This is a genomic window from Pseudomonas sp. H3_E04 (genome assembly GCF_054668915.1).
Genome location: NZ_CP162797.1, coordinates 4,147,526 through 4,166,004, shown reverse-complemented (window position 1 = coordinate 4,166,004; position 18,479 = coordinate 4,147,526). Strand labels below are relative to the sequence as shown.

The window sequence follows — 18,479 nt, the reverse complement described above, 5'->3', positions numbered from 1 at the left end:
CCGACTTGTGACGCAGCACGCGATTCAGATTTGCCGGTTTTGTTACTTTCACGCAGGATACGCGGGGATTTTGCGGCTAATGTTCTCATTCGTGACACAAAATAACGTTTCGATGCCGTTGTCATCAGACAACGCATTGGTCATTGTTCAGCACACCGGCATAATGCCCCGCCTACATCATTGCAGAGTCTAGGGAGTCAGCTTGTCTACGCCTGTCGAACCCTTGCGTTTGCTGCTACTGGCCGAAGAGCCAGCGTGGACAGCGTTGTTGCGTGAGTGTCTGGCTCCGATGGGGAGCGCGGCGGTGCTGATCAGCGCGCCGAACTGGGATTCGGTCAGCCGCCTGTTCGAGGACAACCGCCACGCGGTGCTGCTGACTCTGCCAGCGTTGCAACCGGCGCCGGGGCGTTGCAGCCTGCCGACCGTTCTGCTGCTGGAACACGAGCCGGCCACCGCGCCGGTCGGTGTCAGCGACTGGCTGGTGTTCGACGCCCTCGACGCTGGCATGCTCCAGCGTTGCCTGCGCCATGTGCGCGAACGCGGCGTACTGGAAAACACCCTGCAGCGCCTCGCCGAACAGGATCCGCTGACCGGCATCGCCAATCGCCAGGGCTTTCAGACCCTGCTTACTGCGCGTCTTGCCGAGGGCGACGGGCGCGGTCTCGCCCTCGGCCATCTTGATCTCGACAATTTTCGCCATGCCAACGACGCCCTCGGGCATCAGGCCGGGGATCGTCTGATTCTGCAGGTCGTCGCGCGGCTGAAAAGTCAGCTGGAGGCCGGCGATCAACTGGCGCGGCTGGGCAGTGATGAATTCGCTTTGCTGATCGACACCCGCCGTGCGCCGCAACGCGCCGAGTGGATGGCCGAACGCATCACTGAGGCGTTGGCCGAACCTTATTGGGTCGACGGCGAGAGTCTGCTGATCGGTTCCAGCCTTGGCATCGCCCATGCCCGCGCCAATGGCGGCGCCGATCCATTGATGTGGCACGCGCACATCGCCATGCAGCAGGCCAAGAGCACGCAGGGCTGCACCTTTCATATCTTCAACGAACGCATCAATCGCAACGCGCGGAGCATGGCCGATCTCGAAAGCGAGCTGCGCCGGGCCTTGCGCCGCGATGAGCTGGAACTGCATTACCAGCCACGCCTGAATCTTGAGGACGGCCGGATTGTCGGCCTCGAAGCGCTGGTGCGCTGGCGTCATGGCGAGCGCGGTCTGTTGCCGCCGAGCGAATTTGTGCCACTGGCCGAGCAGAGCGGGCTGATCGTGCCGTTGGGCTACTGGGTGATTTCCCGCGCCTTGCGCGACATGCAGGCCTTGCGCGAGCAGGGGCTGCCGGCGCTGCACATGGCGATCAACCTGTCGTTCCGCCAGTTTCAGGACAGTCAGTTGCTGCCGACGCTCAGCCGCCTGATTGCCGAGCGTGGCGTCGAAGCGCAGTGGCTGGAATTCGAACTGACCGAAACCGCGGTGATGCGGCGCAGCGATCTGGTCAAGCAGACCATGGACGCCCTCGGCCGCCTCGGCGTGCGCTTCTCGCTGGACGATTTCGGCACCGGTTTTTCCTCGTTCGTGCACCTCAACAGCCTGCCGATCACCTTGTTGAAGATCGACAAGAGTTTTGTCGGCGGCATGGAACAGCGCGAAGAGAACCGCAAACTGGTGCACGCGATGATCAACCTTGCGCACAACCTGCACCTGGAAGTAGTCGCGGAAGGGGTCGAGACGCCGGAGCAGTTGGATCTGTTGCGCGGATTCGGCTGCGATCAGGTACAGGGTTACCTGATTAGCCGACCGTTGCCGCTGGAGGAGTTGGTGGAATATCTGGCGTCTGGATCGAACCAGCAGCCGGCTTTGGAAATCGTCGGTTGATCACGATTGTTGCGGCCGGCACAAATCCCCGTGGGAGCGAGCCTGCTCGCGAAGGCGTTCTGTCAGCTGAATGATCTGTGCCTGACGCTCGGTCTTCGCGAGCAGGCTCGCTCCCACAAAGGAAACCCTCATTCGGCCTGGGGGATGATGAAACCTTGAGATTGCGGCTCGCGCCGAATCATCCGCTGCATCTTCCATTCGAACGCCAGCGTCAGGCTCACCGCCGCGCACGCCAACCCCAGCGCCAGACCCCACCAGACGCCGGTTGGTCCCCAGTTCAGGTGAAACGCCATCCACCACGCCGCTGGCGCGCCAATCAGCCAATAGCAAGCAAGCCCCACGAGGAACGTCGTCTTGGCATCCTTGAGCCCGCGGATACAGCCCATGGCAATCGTCTGCGTGCCGTCGAACAGCTCGAACCACGCCGCTACGGCCAGCAGGCTCACCGCCAGACGGATCACCTCGGCAAACGCCGGGTCGTTGTGGTCGAGGAACAAGCCGACCAACTGGTTCGGCCACAGCCAGAACACCAGGGCAAAGCCGAGCATTACCACGGCGCCGAAAGCGATGCCGACACGCCCGGACATCCGTGCATCGATCAGTTGCCCGGCGCCGTAGTGTTGGCCGACGCGCATGGTGATGGCATAGGACATCCCGGCCGGGACCATGAACGCCACCGACACGATCTGCAGTGCAATCTGATGCGCGCCCATCTGTGTACTGCCCATGGTGCCCATGCACAGCGCAGCGAAAGCGAACAACCCGACTTCCACCGCATAGGTGCCGCCAATTGGCAGGCCCAGGCGCCAGAGTTCTTTCAGGTATTGCCGGTTCGGCCGCGACAGGCCGGCGCGCAAGGGGTAAGCGTTATATGCCGGATGCCGGCGAATGTGCCAGGCCAGCGCCAGGGCCATGCAGTTGGCGACAATCGCCGTGACCAGACCGATGCCGGTCAGACCCAGTTGCGGCAGGCCGAACATGCCGGTGATCAGCGCGTAGTTGAGCAGGAAGTTGGCCACGGTGCCGGCGAGGCTGATGACCATCACCGGCGTCGCCCGGCCGATTGCACTGGTAAAACCGCGCAGGGCCATGAAACTCAAATAACCGGGCAGGGCGAAGGGCAGGGCGATGAGAAATTGCCCGGCGGCGTTGACGTTGGTTTCGGTCTGGCCGAACAACAGCAATACGGGTTTCAGGTTCCACAGCAACAACCCGGCGCCGAGCGCCATCAGCCAGGCCAGCCACAGTCCGGCCTGTGTCAGGCGCGCGGCACCGATGATATCGCCGGCACCCTGACGGATCGCTACCAGTGTGCCGACCGCTGCAATCACGCCGATGCAGAAAATCGATACAAATGAGTAGCTGGCCGCACCGAGGCCGCCACCGGCCAGCGCCTCGGGACTGAGGCGCGCCATCATCAGGGTGTCGGTCAGCACCATCAGCATATGCGCCAACTGCGAAGCAATCAGCGGCCCCGCCAGCCGCAGGATGGCCCAGAGTTCGGTACGCACAGGATGCCGCATGGTCATCACCACCTGATTTAAGAGGGAACAGAAGAGCGTCGATTCTCGGCGCTTGGCAGGCTTTGCACAAAGGGATAAAAAGGATGGGTGGCATGATTAATACTCATGCTGAAACGTGCCCGCCGAATTGGCCATATCCCCGTTACTGGAGCTTTGTGTATGTCCCGACGACTTCCGCCGTTGTATGCCCTGCGCGCATTCGAAGCCGCAGCGCGACACAGCTCGTTCACGCGCGCGGCGCAAGAGCTGTCGATCACCCAGAGCGCGGTCAGTCGGCACATGCGCACCCTTGAAGAACACTTTGCCTGCCGGCTGTTTCACCGCAGCGGGCGCAACCTGCAACTGACCGAATCGGCGCGGCTGCTGTTGCCCGGTATCCGCGAAGGCTTCTGCGCCCTTGAACGCGCCTGCAATACCTTGCGTGCCGAGGACGACATTCTGCGCATGAAGGCGCCTTCAACCCTGACCATGCGGTGGTTGCTCGCGCGGTTGAGTCGCTTCCGCCATTTGCAGCCGGGCAATGAGGTGCAACTGACCAGTGCGTGGATGGACATCGATTCGGTGGACTTCAACAATGAGCCATTCGATTGCGCGGTGCTGCTGAGTGACGGGCATTTCCCGCCGGACTGGGAAGCGAGCCTGCTGTTTCCGGAGGAACTGATCCCGGTCGGCGCGCCGAACCTGCTCAACGATCAACCTTGGGACGTGGCGCGTCTGGCGACTGCTGAACTGCTGCATCCGACTCCGGATCGCCGCGACTGGCGCAGTTGGCTGGAGCGCATGGGCCTGTCCGATCAGGTCTCGCTCAAGGGCGGTCAGGTGTTCGATACGCTGGAGCTGGGCATGATCGCGGCTGCGCGCGGCTACGGCGTTTCGATGGGTGATCTGTTGATGGTCGCCGAAGATGTCGCGCAAGGGCGCTTGAGCCTGCCTTGGCCGACGGCGGTCGCCAGTGGCCTGAATTATTACCTGGTGTGGCCAAAACCGCGCCCGGGAGGTGAACGTTTGCGCCGCCTCAGCGATTTTCTCCAAGGCGAAGTCCGCGCCATGCAATTGCCGGCGGTGCAGCGCTTGAGCTGAAACGTTCGAGCCGGCACAATGCCACTACTGCGCCATGCCCACGCAATCCGCTCAAGTATTCGGATTTTCCGCCGACTACGAGCATGTGGAACCGTCGTGCCGGTTCCGCGCTACTCCCATTATTAGAATATTTTCCGGGCAATTACCGCGATCAAGGAGGATTCGGTGGCTCGGCCAGGAGCTGTTCATGTCTCAACCTCGTGCTCGGATCGCCTCGCAGCTGGGCCTTGCCCTTGCTGTGATACTGGCGATAGTCATCAGCGGCAGTACGGTGTTCGCCTTGCGTTCGCTGGATTCCGCCAACCTCGCCACCCGTGAAGAGCATCTGGCCAGTGAGGCCCGGCTGCTGGCCGATCAGCTGAGTACCTTCCACGGTACGCTGCGCGAAAGCACCCTGCGTCTGAGCGGGCTGTTCGAAAAGCGCTTCGGCAGTGGCCTGAGTGTGCACCCCGATCAGCCAGTGACCGTGGCCGGCGTGCAGACCCCGGGCCTGCACCTTGGCAACGAGGTGCTGAATAACAACTTCAAGGAAGTTGACGAATTCAAGCAGATGACCGCCGGCGTTGCCACGGTGTTCGTGCGCAGCGGCGAAGACTTCATTCGCGTCAGCACCAATGTCAGCAAGCAGGACGGCACCCGTGCCATCGGCACCGTGCTCGATCATGCCAACCCGGCCTACGCGAAGCTGATGGCGGGGCAGAGTTATGTCGGCCGCTCGCTGCTGTTCGAGCGCTACTACATGTCGCAGTACACCCCGGTGCGCGATGCGGGCGGCAAGATCATCGCCGTGCTGTACGTCGGCTTCGATTACACCGACGCGCAGAACGCGCAGTTCGCTAATCTCAAGCGCTTCCGCATTGGCAAGACCGGCTCGCTGGCGCTCCTCGACGAGCAGAACAAATGGCTGGTGCCGATTGCCGGCGTCGAAAACCTGGATCAAGCCGCCCCGACCATCAACAACCTGGTAAAAACCCCGGGCAAGGGTGAGTTCTGGAGCGACAAGGGCGAGGACTTCTACAGCATCGCCGTGCCGTTCGAAGGTGGCCCGTGGTCGGTGGTGGCGAGCATGCCGAAAGCCGAGATCCGCGCGGTGACCTGGAGCGTCGGTACACAACTGGCGATCGGCAGCCTGCTGGCGATGTTGCTCGCGGTCGGTTCCGTGGTCTGGCTGCTGCGCAGCAAACTCGCGCCGCTGGGCGATCTGGTGCGCCAGGCCGAAGCCTTGGGCGCTGGTGATCTGAGCGTGCGCTTGAACGTATCGAGCCACGACGAAATCGGTCAGCTGTCGCGCGCGTTCAACCAGATGAGCCAGGCGCTGTCGACCATGGTCGAGCACATCCGCCGCGCTTCGGAAGAGGTCAACAGCCGTGCGCAGGCGCTGTCCGGTTTGTCCGGTGGTGCTTACGAAGGCATGGAGCAGCAGTCGGGCGAAATCACCAGCATGGCCGGCGCCGTGGAAGAGTTCAGCGCGACGTCGCTGAACATTGCCGACAACATGGGCGCGACTCAGCGCCTGGCGCAGGAAAACGCTCAGCAAACCCAGATCGGCCGCAGCTCGATGGAAGAAGCGTCGTCGTCGCTGGAGCAGATCGCCGGCGCGCTGAACAGCACCGCCAGCGTGATCAACACGCTGGGGCAGCGCTCGCAGGAAATTGGCGGCATTGTCGGTGTGATCACCTCGATCGCCGAGCAGACCAACCTGTTGGCACTCAACGCTGCCATCGAAGCCGCGCGTGCCGGTGAGCAGGGTCGCGGTTTTGCCGTGGTCGCCGACGAAGTGCGCAGCCTCGCCTCGCGCACCCGTCAGGCCACCGACGAAATCTCCAGCATGATCCACAGCATCCAGCAGGAAACCGGCAACGCGATCAGCACCATGGAGCAGGGCAATGTGCTGATGCAGGAAGGCCTGTCGCGCAACGCCAATGTCGCCTCGGCGCTGGCGCGGATCGACGAGCAGAGCCGTTCGGCAGGCCAGCAGTTTGCTGCTATCACTACCGCCACTCAGGAACAAAGCAGCACTGCCACGTTGCTGAGCAGCAATTTGCAAAGCATCGCCTTGGCCAACAGCGAGCAGCGTGAGGTGGTGTCGAACCTGGCTGTCACCGCTAAAGAGCTGGAGAAGCTGGCGGCGGATCTGCGTTCCGAGGTTGACCGCTTTCGTTGATGCGTCTCTGAAATAGCTATCGCGAGCAGGCTCGCTCCCACAGTTTTCGGTGTGATTCACAAAGGTTGTGAAATCCGGAAACCCCAGTGGGAGCGAGCCTGCTCGCGAATGCTTTTCTCCCACCGCTTCTTTGCACTTGCTGAAACGTTTCCGCAGCGCTATAAAAATGGCACAACTCCAATAAAGGCTGCTGCCATGACCCCGCTCAAACTCCTCGTCGCCCTCGGCGCGTTCTCTGCCGCTTCCCACGCCATGGCCTGGGACTATGTCCTGCTCGACGCCAACACTCCGGCAAAAAACTGGACGATCACCAGTGAACAACTCGGTGTAAAAACCGCCAAACCGTTTTCCGTGACCCTGCGTACTCTGCATGGCGGTCGTCAGGAGGGCGTCAGCGTTGTCGATATCGATAACGGCACGATGAAGCTGTCGGTAGTGCCGACCCGTGGCATGAACGTGTTGCAGGCTTCGGTGGGCGACGTGCGCATGGGCTGGGATTCGCCGGTCAAGGACGTGGTCAACCCGGCGTTCATCGAGCTCAACGGTCGCGGTGGTCTGGGCTGGCTGGAAGGCTTCAATGAGCTGGTCACCCGTTGCGGTTATGAGTGGGTTGGCCATCCCGGCATGGACAACGGCGAACTGCTGACCCTGCACGGTCGGGCCGCCAACATCCCGGCCAGCACCGTCACCCTGCACATCGATGAAAAGCCGCCGTATGCCATCACGCTGCGTGGCGAGTTGAAAGAGCAGGCATTCAAGAAAGTCGATTTCTCGGTAGCGACCGAACTGGTCACCGAACCGGGCAGCGCCAGCTTCGCCCTCAACGATACCCTGACCAACAACGGCGACTATGCGAAGGAATATCAGGCGCTGTATCACAGCAATTTCAGCACGCCGTTTCTTGAGCAAGGCGCGAAGTTCGCCGCGCCGGTGAAGCAGGTGTCGCCGTTCAACGACAAGGCCAAGGGCGATCTGCCCGACTGGCAGACCTATCGCGGGCCAACCAAGGACTACGACGAAACGGTCTACAACGTCGTGCCTTATGCGGACGCCAAGGGTGACACCCTCACCGTGCTGCACAACAAGGCCGGTAGCCTCGGCGTATCCGTTGGCTTCAATACTCAGCAGTTGCCAGTTTTTTCGCTGTGGAAAAACACCGACACCCAAGGGCAGGGCTACGTCACCGGCCTCGAGCCCGGCACCAGTTTTTCCTACAACCGTCGCTATCAGCGGCCGTTGAATCTGGTGCCGACCATTGCCCCAAAAGAACATAAACAGTTCCAGATCAGCTATAGCCTGCTGGCCGACAAAGGGGCGGTGGATAACGCCTTGAAGCGCGTGACCGAGATTCAGGCCGGACGCGACACCGAAGTGCGTCAGGCACCGCTGGTTGATCTGACGGAGCATTAAGGTGTCGCCGGCCGGTATTGCAGTGCCTCGGCCAGATGCTCGCGGCTAATCGCGTCGGCCTGTTCAAGATCCGCCAGCGTGCGCGCGACCTTGAGCAGGCGATGCGCCGAGCGCAGCGACAGGATCAGTCGCTCGCAGGCCGCTTCCAGCCATTTCTCGTCGGCTGTGGATAACTTGCAGTGATGCTTCAGCCCCGGCAGATCGAGAAACGCATTGGCACAGCCTTGACGTTTCTGCTGACGCTCCCGCGCTTCGGCCACCAACGCCGCAGCGCTGGCGCTGTTTTCGCCGGCCTTGGCTGCCGGATTCAACGCGGTTGCCTCCCGCGCGACGGTCAGGTGCAAATCAATCCGGTCGAGTAGCGGCCCTGACAGTTTGTTGCGATAGCGCTGGACCATGTCCGGCGTGCACGAGCATTTGCCACTGGGTTCGCCAAGATATCCACAGGGGCACGGATTCATCGCGGCAACCAATTGGAATCGCGCGGGGAAACGTACGCGATCCTTGGCCCGCGCGATGACGATATGTCCCGACTCCAAAGGCTCGCGTAAAACTTCCAACACTTTGCGATCAAACTCCGGCAACTCATCGAGAAACAGCACGCCATGGTGGGCGAGGGTGATCTCCCCGGGTTGCGGTTTCGAGCTGCCACCGACCAGCGCTGGCCCGGATGCGGAGTGGTGGGGCTGGCGGAAGGGGCGTTGCGGCCAGTGAGTCAGGGGTACCCCGCTGGCGACCGATTGAATCGCTGCCACTTCCAGCGCCTCGCATTCGGAAAGCGGTGGCAGCAACCCCGGCAAACGACTGGCCAGCAATGTCTTGCCAGTGCCCGGCGGCCCGCTGAACAACAGGTTATGTGCCCCCGCAGCGGCAATCAGCAGTGCGCGCTTTGCGGCTGTTTGACCCTGCACCTCGTTGAGGTCGGGATAGGGCTTGGCAGCGTGCATCAAACCATCGGAAACGTAAGGCTCCACCGGCGTATGCCCATTGAAATGAGCCACCGCTTCCAACAAATGATCCACCGCAAACACCTTCAACCCCGACGCCAGACATGCCTCCTCGGCATTCGCTCGAGGCACCACCAGCGCCCGCCCGGCCTTGCGCGCCGCCAGTGCTGCCGGCAGCACACCACGCACCGGCCGCACGGCACCTGACAGCGCCAACTCACCCAGACATTCCACATCGTCCAGCGTCAGGCAGGGCACCTGCACACTGGCCGACAAAATCCCCAAGGCAATCGCCAGATCGAAGCGTCCGCCATCCTTGGGCAGATCCGCCGGCGCCAGATTCAAGGTGATCCGCCGCGCCGGAAATTGCAGCCCGGAATTGATGATCGCACTGCGCACCCGATCCTTGCTTTCCTTCACCGCCGCTTCAGGCAGGCCGACCATGGTCAGCGACGGCAGGCCGTTGGCCAGGTGGACTTCGACAGTGACGGCTGGAGCTTCCACGCCAACCTGGGCGCGGCTGTGGACAATGGAGAGGGACATGGTCGTTCCTTGAGCTGAATCGGGAGCCGCTTCCTGCGGGTTTTTGAAGGGTAGTCGGGAGAGCGAGCCCAAGTGGCACCGATGCAAGGGTAAACCTTCACTGGATGTTGCCAAGTTGCCCTCCACGGTCAGTAGAGACGCTGCATTAGTTTTCTTCTTCGGGATTTTTCACTTGGCTTCCTCCCCCGGCCAGCCAACCGTCCGGTTCGAGTTCGTTACAGTACTTGGCCGCTACCTCAATAAAACGACGCTGATTGGCTGAAATACCTCCGGCTAACCGAAGTGCTTCAGCGTGATATCCAACAATCTGTTCTAGCTTTGCCCTTCTCTTTTTGTCTTTCATTGAGGCCTCGTTTTTTGGGTGACAGATGCTTGGTTGGCCACCGTAGTACAAGGAGGAAGAGTCGCGTAATCAGGCGCAGACGCTAATTTTTGCAGGGCCATGCGCTAATAGTTGTAGGACGTCGGTGAAAGGTTTTCGACTGTCTTGTATCGCGGAGTCGGATGCTCCAGTTTGGCCACTCAACACAGCCTCTGGAGGCGAAAAATGGACCGCAATGGTATGCGCCTGATTCATCCGGGCGAGGTTCTGAATAGTGCAACAAACCCAACGTCATGTCCGGCCAACTGAGCAGGCTCAGGTGTGGGTGTTCGCTTGTGGTGGGATGTTGGTGGGGATGACCTGATGGGTTGTCGTGCACCTTAAGCTGTCCAGGTCGCCAAACCCGCTGCTGAACATTCAGCATCAGATGAGCTTGGAAACCTGGGCTTTCGGCGCAATCGGATGGCAGTGGTGCAGGTTGTAGGAGGTTGCGGGGATGGTTGAAGGGCTGAAGATCAAAAGATCGCAGCCTTCGGCAGCTCCTACAGGGGACGCGGGTTATTCCGCGGGCGGTGTCAGCTTCGCTTCCATCTCGGCAACCTTCGCTTCCAGACTCTCAAGCCGTGCACGGGTGCGCGCCAGCACCACCATCTGACTATCAAACTCTTCCCGGCTGACCAGATCAAGTTTGCTGAAGGCACTCTGCAGCAGCATTTTGAACTGGCTTTCGATTTCGGCTTTCGGCAGTGGCGTGTCGCCGCTGAACAGGCGGGAGGCGGTGCCGCTCAGGGCGTCGAGGAAGTCTTTGGGCGCGAGCATGGGAAATGTCCTGGAAACAATGGCCGGCAGTGTATCACGCAGTGTCTATAGTCAATCCCGTTGCACGGATGCACGCTTTTCGCGCAGGGGGACGGACGGTGGCGCACCGTTGTTGTGCGTATCGGCAAAAGCTTTTCTGCCCGAGCGCGTGCAACACGGGCCAAGAGATTGAAATGCAGGGTTTTTGCCGAGCTGGCAAGGTTTCTGCTTAGTCACCCTCGACCCATGCACTGATGCAGTCGCTGTGACGAATGCAGTGCGGCAGACGAAGCGGGGAGTTTCGTCTGATGCGGTTAGCTGGCGTCAACGATGCGTTACAAAGCCAGGCACTGCGCTTAGACTTGAGACGGGTTTGTTTTCCTGGGGCAAGTCCACCAATTCGGGAGAGAGTTTCATGAAGCTAGTCACTGCCATCATCAAGCCGTTCAAGTTGGACGACGTGCGCGAGTCGCTGTCCGAAATCGGCGTGCAGGGCATTACCGTTACTGAAGTCAAAGGCTTCGGCCGGCAGAAGGGTCACACCGAGCTGTATCGCGGCGCGGAATATGTGGTCGATTTTCTGCCCAAGGTGAAAATCGACGTGGCCATCGACGACAAGGATCTGGATCGGGTTATCGAGGCGATAACCAAGGCGGCCAACACCGGCAAGATCGGTGACGGCAAGATCTTCGTGGTCAATCTGGAACAGGCGATCCGCATCCGTACCGGCGAAACCGATACCGACGCGATCTAAGCGCCGCCACAAACCCAACGCCCCAGGAGAAAACAATATGACTCTGCGTAAATTCGCAGGGCTAGGCGCCCTGTTGTCCATCGTAATGCCCGGCATCGCCATGGCGGCAGACGAAGTGGCAGCGCCAGTCCTCAATTCCGGCGACACCGCCTGGATGCTTACCTCGACAGCGCTCGTGCTGTTCATGACCATCCCCGGCCTGGCGCTGTTCTACGGCGGTATGGTTCGCTCGAAAAACATTCTTTCCGTGCTGATGCAGTGCTTCGCCATTACCGGTCTGATCAGCATCCTGTGGGTCATTTATGGCTACAGCATTGCCTTCGACACTACCGGCATGGAGCAGGGCGTCGTCAACTTCAATTCGTTCTTCGGCGGCATGGGCAAGGCGTTCCTCGCCGGTGTCACGCCTTCGAGCATCACCGGCCCGGCGGCGCTGTTCCCCGAGGCGGTGTTCATCACCTTCCAGATGACCTTCGCGATCATCACCCCGGCGCTGATCGTCGGTGCGTTCGCCGAGCGCATGAAGTTCTCTGCGATGCTGATCTTCATGGGCATCTGGTTCACTCTGGTTTATGCACCGATCGCGCACATGGTCTGGTCCGGTAACGGCGGCCTGATGTGGGACTGGGGCGTGCTCGACTTCGCCGGTGGCACCGTGGTGCACATCAACGCCGGTATCGCCGGTCTGGTGGCGTGCCTGGTACTGGGCAAGCGCAAAGGCTTCCCGACCACACCAATGGCTCCGCATAACCTCGGCTACACGCTGATGGGCGCGGCGATGCTGTGGGTCGGCTGGTTCGGCTTCAACGCCGGTTCCGCTGCTGCTGCCAACGGCACTGCCGGTATGGCCATGCTGGTTACCCAGATCGCCACTGCCGCTGCGGCACTGGGCTGGATGTTTGCCGAGTGGGTCACCCACGGCAAGCCAAGCGCACTGGGTATTGCTTCGGGTGTGGTCGCCGGTCTGGTCGCGATCACTCCAGCCGCTGGCACCGTAGGCCCGATGGGTGCACTGGTGATCGGTCTTGCCGCAGGCGTGGTGTGCTTCTTCTGCGCCACCACCCTGAAACGCAAACTCGGCTATGACGATTCCCTGGACGCCTTCGGCGTGCACGGCATCGGCGGTATCCTCGGCGCGATCCTCACCGGTGTGTTTGCCGCACCGGCACTGGGCGGCTTTGGCACCGTGACTGACATTGGCGCGCAGGTCTGGATTCAGATCAAAGGCGTCGGCTTCACGGTGATCTACACCGCGATCGTCACCTTCATCATCCTCAAGGTGCTGGACGCCGTCATGGGTCTGCGTGTAACCGAGGAAGAAGAGTCGGTCGGCCTCGATCTGGCACAACACAACGAACGCGGCTACAACCTGTAAGTACGCGCGATAAAAAAATTGCCCGGTTCGCCGGGCATTTTTTTGTCCGGGATTTGTCATTCAAGGAGCGGCTGAAAGGATTTTTCTTACGGCTTTGGTCGTCTTTACGACGAGGCTTTTTCTGCGGGCAATCGCTTACATCGCTGCAGGAATATTAGGGCCTTTGTTTTTTTTCAGAGCACGCTAGAATGCGCCCCGAACGAGCGGAGAACTGTATGTGGCAACAGACTCTGATAACCCTGCGGGCAAGGCCCCGGGGGTTTCATCTGGTGACGGACGAGTTGCTCGCAGGCTTGCCTGAACTCAGGACCTGTCGGGTCGGTCTGTTGCATTTGTGGCTGCAGCACACGTCGGCGTCGTTGACCATCAACGAGAACGCCGATCCGGCAGTTCGTCGCGACTTCGAACGATTTTTCAATCGTCTGATCCCACAAGGAACGGACGACTACGAGCACAACGACGAAGGCCCGGATGATCTCCCGGCGCACTTCAAGGCCAGCGTGCTCGGTTGCCAGATCAGTCTGCCGGTTGCGGCTGGACGGCTGGCAGTGGGTACCTGGCAAGGGATTTATCTGGGCGAGCACCGTGATCATGGCGGTGCCCGTAAAGTCCTCGCCACCTTGCACGGTGAACAGGCATGAGCCGCTGCCGGGCAGCGGCAGAAGATTTTTCAACGGCGGCTTCGACAGCCGCCAAAGCTGGTCTATAACTAATCTGCTTTTGGCAAGTCATGAGGTAGAACATGAGCGACGATGATCTGGAAAACGACGACCTCGAAGTAGGCGACGAAGACGAGGCCGAGGAAGGCCTGGAAGCGGCAGCGGAAGACGTTGCCGAAGACGATGGTGGTGACGACACGCCGGCCCCGGCTGCCAAAGGCAAAGCCAAGGCTGCGGTATCGGTCGATGAGTTGCCGAGCATCGAAGCCAAGAACAAGGAGCGTGACGCCCTGGCCAAGGCCATGGAAGAATTCCTTGCGCGCGGCGGCAAGGTGCAGGAAGTGGAGGCCAACGTGGTCGCCGATCCGCCCAAGAAGCCGGACAACAAGTACGGCAGCCGCCCTATCTGAGGCGCGTCGCTCGCTTGCTGAAAAAGCCCGCCGTCGCTGCGGGCTTTTTCATGCCTGAAATAAATCCGTTGAAAACAAATGCAGTCCCCTGTGGGAGCGAGCCTGCTCGCGAAGAGGGCATGTCAGCCGACATACATGTTGGATGACACATCGCATTCGCGAGCAGGCTCGCTCCCACAGGGCTGTAGATCAGTTCGAGGAGGAATTCCAGCGTGCGAGGACGGCTGGCAGTTCCGTGAGGCTGCGAATCTGCGCATCCGGCAAGCGCTCCGCTTCCCACACCTTGCCCGTCGGGTTGAACCACACCGCGCGCAAGCCCGCCTGCTGCGCCCCGGCAATGTCATCACCGGGATGATCGCCAACATGCACCGCCGCTTCAGCACCCACACCACCGCGCTGCAACGCTTCATGAAACAGGCGCGCATCCGGCTTGGCGATGCCGATGTCTTCGGCGCACAGGGCGAACTTGAAATAATCCGCCAGCCCCAACCGACGCACGTCGGCATTGCCATTGGTGACCACGCCGAGGGCATAGTGATTGGCGAGCAGCTCCAGCAGCGGCTCGACTTCCGGGAACACTTCGATCTGATGCCGAGCGTGCAGGAACACGTCAAAAGCCTTGTCAGCCAGATCCGATGCCTCGCCGTGGGCATATCCGGCCTCTTCCAGCGCGTGGAACAGCACACGTCGACGCAGCGCGCTGATGCGGTGCTTGAGCCCCGGTTCGCCCGCCAGCACGCGCTCGCGAATCGCCCACAAATGCTCCACCGGCACCGCGCCCAGGCTGGACGCATGTTCGCTCAGCCACTCGCGCAACACGGTTTCAGCGCTGGCGATCACCGGCGCGGTATCCCACAAAGTGTCGTCGAGGTCGAAGGTGATCAACTGAATGCTCATGAATCATCGCCTTTCATGCGTTTGGCCCGGGGATGGGCGCTGTCGTAGACCGCCGCCAGATGCTGGAAGTCGAGGTGGGTATAGATCTGTGTGGTTTTGATGTCGGAGTGGCCGAGCAATTCCTGCACCGCGCGCAGGTCCTGCGAGGACTCGAGCAAATGGCTGGCGAACGAGTGCCGCAGCATGTGCGGATGCAGGTTCTGCCCCAGTTCGCGCTCGCCAGCCAGTTTGACCCGCACCTGAATCGCGCGCGGGCCGAGGCGTCGACCTTGCTGGCTGACAAACACCGCATCGTCCGCCGGGTTGGTCATGGCGCGCAGCGGCAACCACTGTTCCAGTGCTTCGCGGGCCTTTTTACCCACCGGCAACAGCCGCGTCTTGCTGCCCTTGCCGAGCACCTGAACCATACCGTCGGCGAGGTCGAGTTGATCGAGATTGAGCCCGGTCAGCTCGGACAGGCGCAGGCCGGAGGAATAGAACAGCTCAAGAATCGCCTGATCGCGCCGGGCGAGAAAATCGTCCTCGACCGCACCTTCCAGCAATTGTAGTGCGCGGTCGGTATCGAGGGTTTTCGGCAGGCGTCGTTCGCCTTTTGGCGGGGCCAGGCCGGTGGCCGGGTCGTGGTCGCACAAGCCTTCGCGATTCAAGTAGTGATAGAGCCCGCGCACCGCTGAGAGCAGGCGGGCGAGGCTGCGCGAGGACTGGCCTTGCGCATGCAGTCTGGCGATCAGGCTGCGCAGGCGCTGGATGTCCAGCGCGGCCCAGCTGCCGATGTTCTGCTTGATGCACCAGCCAAGGACTTTATCGAGGTCGCGGCGATAAGCCGACAGGGTGTGCGGCGACACCTGTCGCTCACTGCGCAGATGTTCGCAGTAAGCGTCCAGTTGTCGTTCCATGGTCAGCGTACCGAGCGCAGCGAGCTGTTGACCCGTGGCAGCACGCGGCCCATGACCTCGGCGATGTAGCTCAGGAACAGGGTGCCGACCGAGCTTTTGTAGTGCTGCGGGTCACGACTGGCGATGGCCAGGATGCCGTGAATGCCCTGATGGCTGACGGCAACCACGGCGGTCGAGCCGATCTGCTGGCGCTGTTCTTCGCCGAAGAGGAAATCCAGCTCATGTTCACGCAGGCTGCCGCTGACGCTTTTGCCTTCGGTGAGCAGGCCGCCGATAGCGGTTTGCGCGTCGGCGTGAGTCACCCAGCGGCCGACCGGTGCCGGGTTGTCGCCGAGCAGGATCAGACTGACGAAGGGCACCTGAAAATCCTGACGCAGACTGTCTTCAACGCTGATGACCACGTCTTCCAGGGTCGACGCATCCATCAGCGCGAGAATCAGGCGTCGGGTCTTTTCAAAGAGGCGATCGTTGTCGCGGGCCACATCCATCAGATGCGAGAGGCGATGGCGCATCTCGATATTGCGGTCGCGCAGGATAGTCATCTGCCGTTCGACCAGCGATACGGTGTCGCCGCGTCGGTGCGGGATGCGCAACGACGGCAGCAGCTCTTCGTGCTCGACGAAGAAGTCCGGATGAGCCTCAAGGTAGGCGGCAACCGCCGCTGCCTCAAGGCTCTCGGACGCTGATTCGTCGGCTGGTCGGGCGGGTACCTGAGGCTTGTCGGTCATGATTTCTGCTCGCTCAAAGACGCACTTGTCCTTCGTATACACGCACTGCCGGACCGGTCATCAACACCGGTTCGCCCGGGCCGGCCCACTCGATGGACAGACGCCCGCCGGGCAGGTCGATCAACAGCGGCGAATCCATCCACCCCTGACTGATGGCCGCCACCGCCGCCGCACAGGCGCCGGTGCCGCAGGCCTGGGTTTCCCCGGCGCCGCGTTCCCACACGCGCAATTGTGCGCGGTGGCGATCGATGACCTGAAGGAAGCCGACATTGACCCGCGCCGGGAAGCGTGGATGGTGTTCGATCTTCGGCCCCAGCTCATGCACCGGTGCGCTGTTGATGTCGTCCACGCGAATCACCGCGTGGGGATTGCCCATCGACACGGCGGCCAGTTCGACCGTGGTGCCGTCGACATCCAGCTGATAACTGGTGGCCTGGGCCGGCGCATGGAATGGAATGTCCGCCGGCACCAGACGCGGCGCGCCCATGTTCACGCCGATCTGGCCGTCGTTACGCACGTCCAGTTCGATGATGCCGCCCTTGGTCTCGACGCGGATCTGCCGCTTGGCGGTCAGACGCTTGTCGAGCACGAAGCGGGCGAAGCAGCGCGCACCGTTGCCGCACTGTTCCACTTCCGAACCGTCGGAGTTGAAGATCCGGTAGCGGAAATCCACGTCCGGGTTACTCGGCGCTTCGACGATCAGCAACTGGTCGAAACCGATACCGGTGTGACGATCGCCCCATTGCTTGGCGTGTTTAGGCTGAATGTGCGCGTGCTGGCTGACCAGGTCGAGGACCATGAAGTCGTTGCCCAGGCCGTGCATTTTGGTAAAACGCAGCAGCATGGGTTACTCCGGCAGCAGGCTTTCGCCGGCAAACAGCTCGGCCACGGTTTCGCGGCGACGCACTTCAAAAACCTGATCACCATCCACCAGCACCTCGGCGGCACGGCCACGGGTGTTGTAGTTGGAGCTCATCACAAAACCGTAGGCACCGGCCGAATGCACTGCCAGCAAGTCGCCTTCTTCCAGCGCCAGCTCGCGGTCCTTGGCGAGGAAGTCGCCGGTTTCGCAGATCGGGCCGACGATGTCGTATTTGCGTGCAGCGCTGTCGCGCGGTTTCACCGCCGTGACGTCCATCCACGCCTGATACAGCGCCGGGCGGATCAGGTCGTTCATCGCCGCGTCGACGATGGCGAAATCCTTGTGCTCGGTGTGCTTGAGGTATTCGACCTGGGTCAGCAACACGCCGCCATTGGCAACGATGAAGCGGCCCGGCTCGAACACCAGCGCCAGATCACGCCCGTCGAGACGCTCGCGCACGGCCTTGATGTAGTCGGCAGCCAGCGGCGGCTCTTCATCGCGATAACGCACGCCCAGGCCGCCACCGAGATCGATGTGGCGCAGGTGAATGCCACAGTCGCCGAGGCGGTCGACCAGATCGAGCAGGCGATCCAGTGCATCGATGAACGGCGGCAGCGTGGTCAGTTGCGAACCGATGTGGCAGTCGACGCCGACCACTTCCAGGTTAGGCAGATGCGCGGCGCGCACGTACACGTCTTCGGCGTCGGCAATGGCGATGCCGAACTTGTTCTCTTTGAGACCGGTGGAAATGTACGGGTGGGTGCCGGCATCGACGTCCGGGTTCACGCGCAGCGAAACCGGGGCGCGAACGCCCAGCTCGGCGGCGACCAGTTGCAGGCGCTCGAGCTCGTCGGTGGATTCGACGTTGAAGCAGTGCACGCCGACTTCGAGGGCGCGACGCATGTCGTCACGGGTCTTGCCGACGCCGGAGAAGACGATCTTGTCGGCGCTGCCACCCGCGGCCAGTACGCGTTCCAGCTCGCCACGGGAAACGATGTCGAAACCGGCGCCGAGACGGGCCAGGACATTCAGTACACCGAGGTTGGAGTTGGCTTTGACCGCGAAGCAGACCAGATGCGGCATGCCGGCCAGCGCATCGGCGTAGGCCAGATATTGCGCTTGGATGTGTGCGCGCGAGTAGACATAGGTAGGTGTGCCGAAGCGGTCGGCGATGGCGGACAGCGCCACACCTTCCGCGAACAGCTCCCCGCCACGGTAGTTAAAAGCGTCCATGG

The 18,479-nt window shown here is 61.5% G+C and carries 17 protein-coding genes; 8 read left to right on the top strand and 9 right to left on the bottom strand.

Annotated features, from left to right (window positions below):
• The first annotated feature begins 202 nt into the window (after window positions 1–202).
• Entirely contained in the window at window positions 203–1,876 is a 1,674-nt protein-coding gene (locus tag AB4N53_RS18900) for a putative bifunctional diguanylate cyclase/phosphodiesterase (RefSeq protein ID WP_460122284.1), read from the top strand.
• A gap of 128 nt (window positions 1,877–2,004) precedes the next feature.
• Here the strand turns inward: AB4N53_RS18900 and AB4N53_RS18895 are convergent, their stop codons facing one another.
• A complete protein-coding gene (locus AB4N53_RS18895; RefSeq protein ID WP_460122282.1) occupies window positions 2,005–3,399 on the bottom strand; it encodes a NorM family multidrug efflux MATE transporter in 1,395 nt (464 codons plus the stop codon).
• 159 nt (window positions 3,400–3,558) lie between these two features.
• On the opposite strand from AB4N53_RS18895, the gene AB4N53_RS18890 reads away from it, so the two are divergent.
• The 3 genes from AB4N53_RS18890 to AB4N53_RS18880 all read left to right on the top strand — a co-directional run bounded on the left by AB4N53_RS18890 (window position 3,559) and on the right by AB4N53_RS18880 (window position 8,053).
• Window positions 3,559–4,479, top strand: a complete 921-nt coding sequence (locus AB4N53_RS18890) for a LysR substrate-binding domain-containing protein (RefSeq protein ID WP_460122280.1) — start codon at window positions 3,559–3,561, stop codon at window positions 4,477–4,479.
• Between the two features lie 187 nt (window positions 4,480–4,666).
• Window positions 4,667–6,643, top strand: coding sequence for a methyl-accepting chemotaxis protein (locus AB4N53_RS18885; RefSeq protein ID WP_016772578.1), 1,977 nt, complete (start codon window positions 4,667–4,669; stop codon window positions 6,641–6,643).
• 195 nt (window positions 6,644–6,838) lie between these two features.
• Complete coding sequence (locus AB4N53_RS18880) at window positions 6,839–8,053, top strand: aldose 1-epimerase family protein (RefSeq protein ID WP_460122278.1); 1,215 nt, start codon at window positions 6,839–6,841, stop codon at window positions 8,051–8,053.
• On the opposite strand, the gene AB4N53_RS18875 is transcribed toward AB4N53_RS18880, so the two are convergent.
• The 3 genes from AB4N53_RS18875 to AB4N53_RS18865 all read right to left on the bottom strand — a co-directional run bounded on the left by AB4N53_RS18875 (window position 8,050) and on the right by AB4N53_RS18865 (window position 10,684).
• Window positions 8,050–9,543 carry a YifB family Mg chelatase-like AAA ATPase gene (locus AB4N53_RS18875; protein WP_460122276.1) on the bottom strand — a complete coding sequence of 498 codons (1,494 nt, stop codon included), beginning with the start codon at window positions 9,541–9,543 and terminating at the stop codon, window positions 8,050–8,052. The two genes, AB4N53_RS18880 and AB4N53_RS18875, sit on opposite strands and share 4 nt — an antisense overlap.
• 145 nt (window positions 9,544–9,688) lie before the next feature.
• Window positions 9,689–9,886 carry a hypothetical protein gene (locus tag AB4N53_RS18870; protein ID WP_460122274.1) on the bottom strand — a complete coding sequence of 66 codons (198 nt, stop codon included), beginning with the start codon at window positions 9,884–9,886 and terminating at the stop codon, window positions 9,689–9,691.
• A gap of 537 nt (window positions 9,887–10,423) precedes the next feature.
• Entirely contained in the window at window positions 10,424–10,684 is a 261-nt protein-coding gene (locus AB4N53_RS18865; protein ID WP_007920416.1) for an accessory factor UbiK family protein, read from the bottom strand.
• A gap of 394 nt (window positions 10,685–11,078) precedes the next feature.
• Here AB4N53_RS18865 and glnK point away from each other — a divergent pair, with 394 nt between their 5' ends.
• The 4 genes from glnK to sutA all read left to right on the top strand — a co-directional run bounded on the left by glnK (window position 11,079) and on the right by sutA (window position 13,861).
• The gene (glnK, locus tag AB4N53_RS18860) at window positions 11,079–11,417 is read left to right on the top strand and encodes a P-II family nitrogen regulator (RefSeq protein ID WP_002555808.1); all 339 of its coding nucleotides are present in this window, start codon (window positions 11,079–11,081) and stop codon (window positions 11,415–11,417) included.
• Window positions 11,418–11,454: 37 nt separating this feature from the next.
• Window positions 11,455–12,792, top strand: a complete 1,338-nt coding sequence (locus tag AB4N53_RS18855; protein ID WP_041476939.1) for an ammonium transporter — start codon at window positions 11,455–11,457, stop codon at window positions 12,790–12,792.
• A 215-nt stretch (window positions 12,793–13,007) separates the two neighbouring features.
• A complete protein-coding gene (locus tag AB4N53_RS18850) occupies window positions 13,008–13,433 on the top strand; it encodes a secondary thiamine-phosphate synthase enzyme YjbQ (RefSeq protein ID WP_460122271.1) in 426 nt (141 codons plus the stop codon).
• 101 nt (window positions 13,434–13,534) lie between these two features.
• Window positions 13,535–13,861 carry a transcriptional regulator SutA gene (gene sutA / locus AB4N53_RS18845; protein ID WP_016772583.1) on the top strand — a complete coding sequence of 109 codons (327 nt, stop codon included), beginning with the start codon at window positions 13,535–13,537 and terminating at the stop codon, window positions 13,859–13,861.
• Between the two features lie 189 nt (window positions 13,862–14,050).
• Here sutA and AB4N53_RS18840 read toward each other — a convergent pair whose 3' ends face one another.
• From AB4N53_RS18840 to lysA, 5 genes are read right to left on the bottom strand one after another with little or no spacing between them, the layout of a single operon-like run.
• Window positions 14,051–14,758 (bottom strand): HAD family hydrolase, encoded by a 708-nt coding sequence (locus AB4N53_RS18840; RefSeq protein WP_460122268.1) that lies wholly within the window; start codon window positions 14,756–14,758, stop codon window positions 14,051–14,053.
• On the bottom strand, window positions 14,755–15,654 hold the full coding sequence (xerC, locus tag AB4N53_RS18835; RefSeq protein ID WP_039757393.1) for a tyrosine recombinase XerC: 900 nt from the start codon (window positions 15,652–15,654) through the stop codon (window positions 14,755–14,757). The genes AB4N53_RS18840 and xerC overlap by 4 nt, the downstream gene beginning before the upstream one ends.
• Window positions 15,655–15,656: 2 nt before the next feature.
• Complete coding sequence (locus AB4N53_RS18830) at window positions 15,657–16,382, bottom strand: DUF484 family protein (RefSeq protein WP_042607115.1); 726 nt, start codon at window positions 16,380–16,382, stop codon at window positions 15,657–15,659.
• A 13-nt stretch (window positions 16,383–16,395) separates the two neighbouring features.
• Window positions 16,396–17,226 (bottom strand): diaminopimelate epimerase, encoded by an 831-nt coding sequence (gene dapF / locus AB4N53_RS18825; protein WP_460122265.1) that lies wholly within the window; start codon window positions 17,224–17,226, stop codon window positions 16,396–16,398.
• 3 nt (window positions 17,227–17,229) lie between these two features.
• A complete protein-coding gene (gene lysA / locus AB4N53_RS18820; RefSeq protein ID WP_123417744.1) occupies window positions 17,230–18,477 on the bottom strand; it encodes a diaminopimelate decarboxylase in 1,248 nt (415 codons plus the stop codon).
• Window positions 18,478–18,479: the final 2 nt, after the last annotated feature.

What these genes read in the sequence shown, in the direction of transcription:
- AB4N53_RS18895 (WP_460122282.1), bottom strand. Translation starts at nt 3,399, where the DNA reads ATGCGGCATCCTGTGCGTACCGAACTCTGGGCCATCCTGCGGCTGGCG.
- AB4N53_RS18890 (WP_460122280.1), top strand. Translation starts at nt 3,559, where the DNA reads ATGTCCCGACGACTTCCGCCGTTGTATGCCCTGCGCGCATTCGAAGCC.
- AB4N53_RS18885 (WP_016772578.1), top strand. Translation starts at nt 4,667, where the DNA reads ATGTCTCAACCTCGTGCTCGGATCGCCTCGCAGCTGGGCCTTGCCCTT.
- AB4N53_RS18880 (WP_460122278.1), top strand. Translation starts at nt 6,839, where the DNA reads ATGACCCCGCTCAAACTCCTCGTCGCCCTCGGCGCGTTCTCTGCCGCT.
- AB4N53_RS18875 (WP_460122276.1), bottom strand. Translation starts at nt 9,543, where the DNA reads ATGTCCCTCTCCATTGTCCACAGCCGCGCCCAGGTTGGCGTGGAAGCT.
- AB4N53_RS18870 (WP_460122274.1), bottom strand. Translation starts at nt 9,886, where the DNA reads ATGAAAGACAAAAAGAGAAGGGCAAAGCTAGAACAGATTGTTGGATAT.
- AB4N53_RS18865 (WP_007920416.1), bottom strand. Translation starts at nt 10,684, where the DNA reads ATGCTCGCGCCCAAAGACTTCCTCGACGCCCTGAGCGGCACCGCCTCC.
- glnK (WP_002555808.1), top strand. Translation starts at nt 11,079, where the DNA reads ATGAAGCTAGTCACTGCCATCATCAAGCCGTTCAAGTTGGACGACGTG.
- AB4N53_RS18855 (WP_041476939.1), top strand. Translation starts at nt 11,455, where the DNA reads ATGACTCTGCGTAAATTCGCAGGGCTAGGCGCCCTGTTGTCCATCGTA.
- AB4N53_RS18850 (WP_460122271.1), top strand. Translation starts at nt 13,008, where the DNA reads ATGTGGCAACAGACTCTGATAACCCTGCGGGCAAGGCCCCGGGGGTTT.
- sutA (WP_016772583.1), top strand. Translation starts at nt 13,535, where the DNA reads ATGAGCGACGATGATCTGGAAAACGACGACCTCGAAGTAGGCGACGAA.
- AB4N53_RS18840 (WP_460122268.1), bottom strand. Translation starts at nt 14,758, where the DNA reads ATGAGCATTCAGTTGATCACCTTCGACCTCGACGACACTTTGTGGGAT.
- xerC (WP_039757393.1), bottom strand. Translation starts at nt 15,654, where the DNA reads ATGGAACGACAACTGGACGCTTACTGCGAACATCTGCGCAGTGAGCGA.
- AB4N53_RS18830 (WP_042607115.1), bottom strand. Translation starts at nt 16,382, where the DNA reads ATGACCGACAAGCCTCAGGTACCCGCCCGACCAGCCGACGAATCAGCG.
- dapF (WP_460122265.1), bottom strand. Translation starts at nt 17,226, where the DNA reads ATGCTGCTGCGTTTTACCAAAATGCACGGCCTGGGCAACGACTTCATG.
- lysA (WP_123417744.1), bottom strand. Translation starts at nt 18,477, where the DNA reads ATGGACGCTTTTAACTACCGTGGCGGGGAGCTGTTCGCGGAAGGTGTG.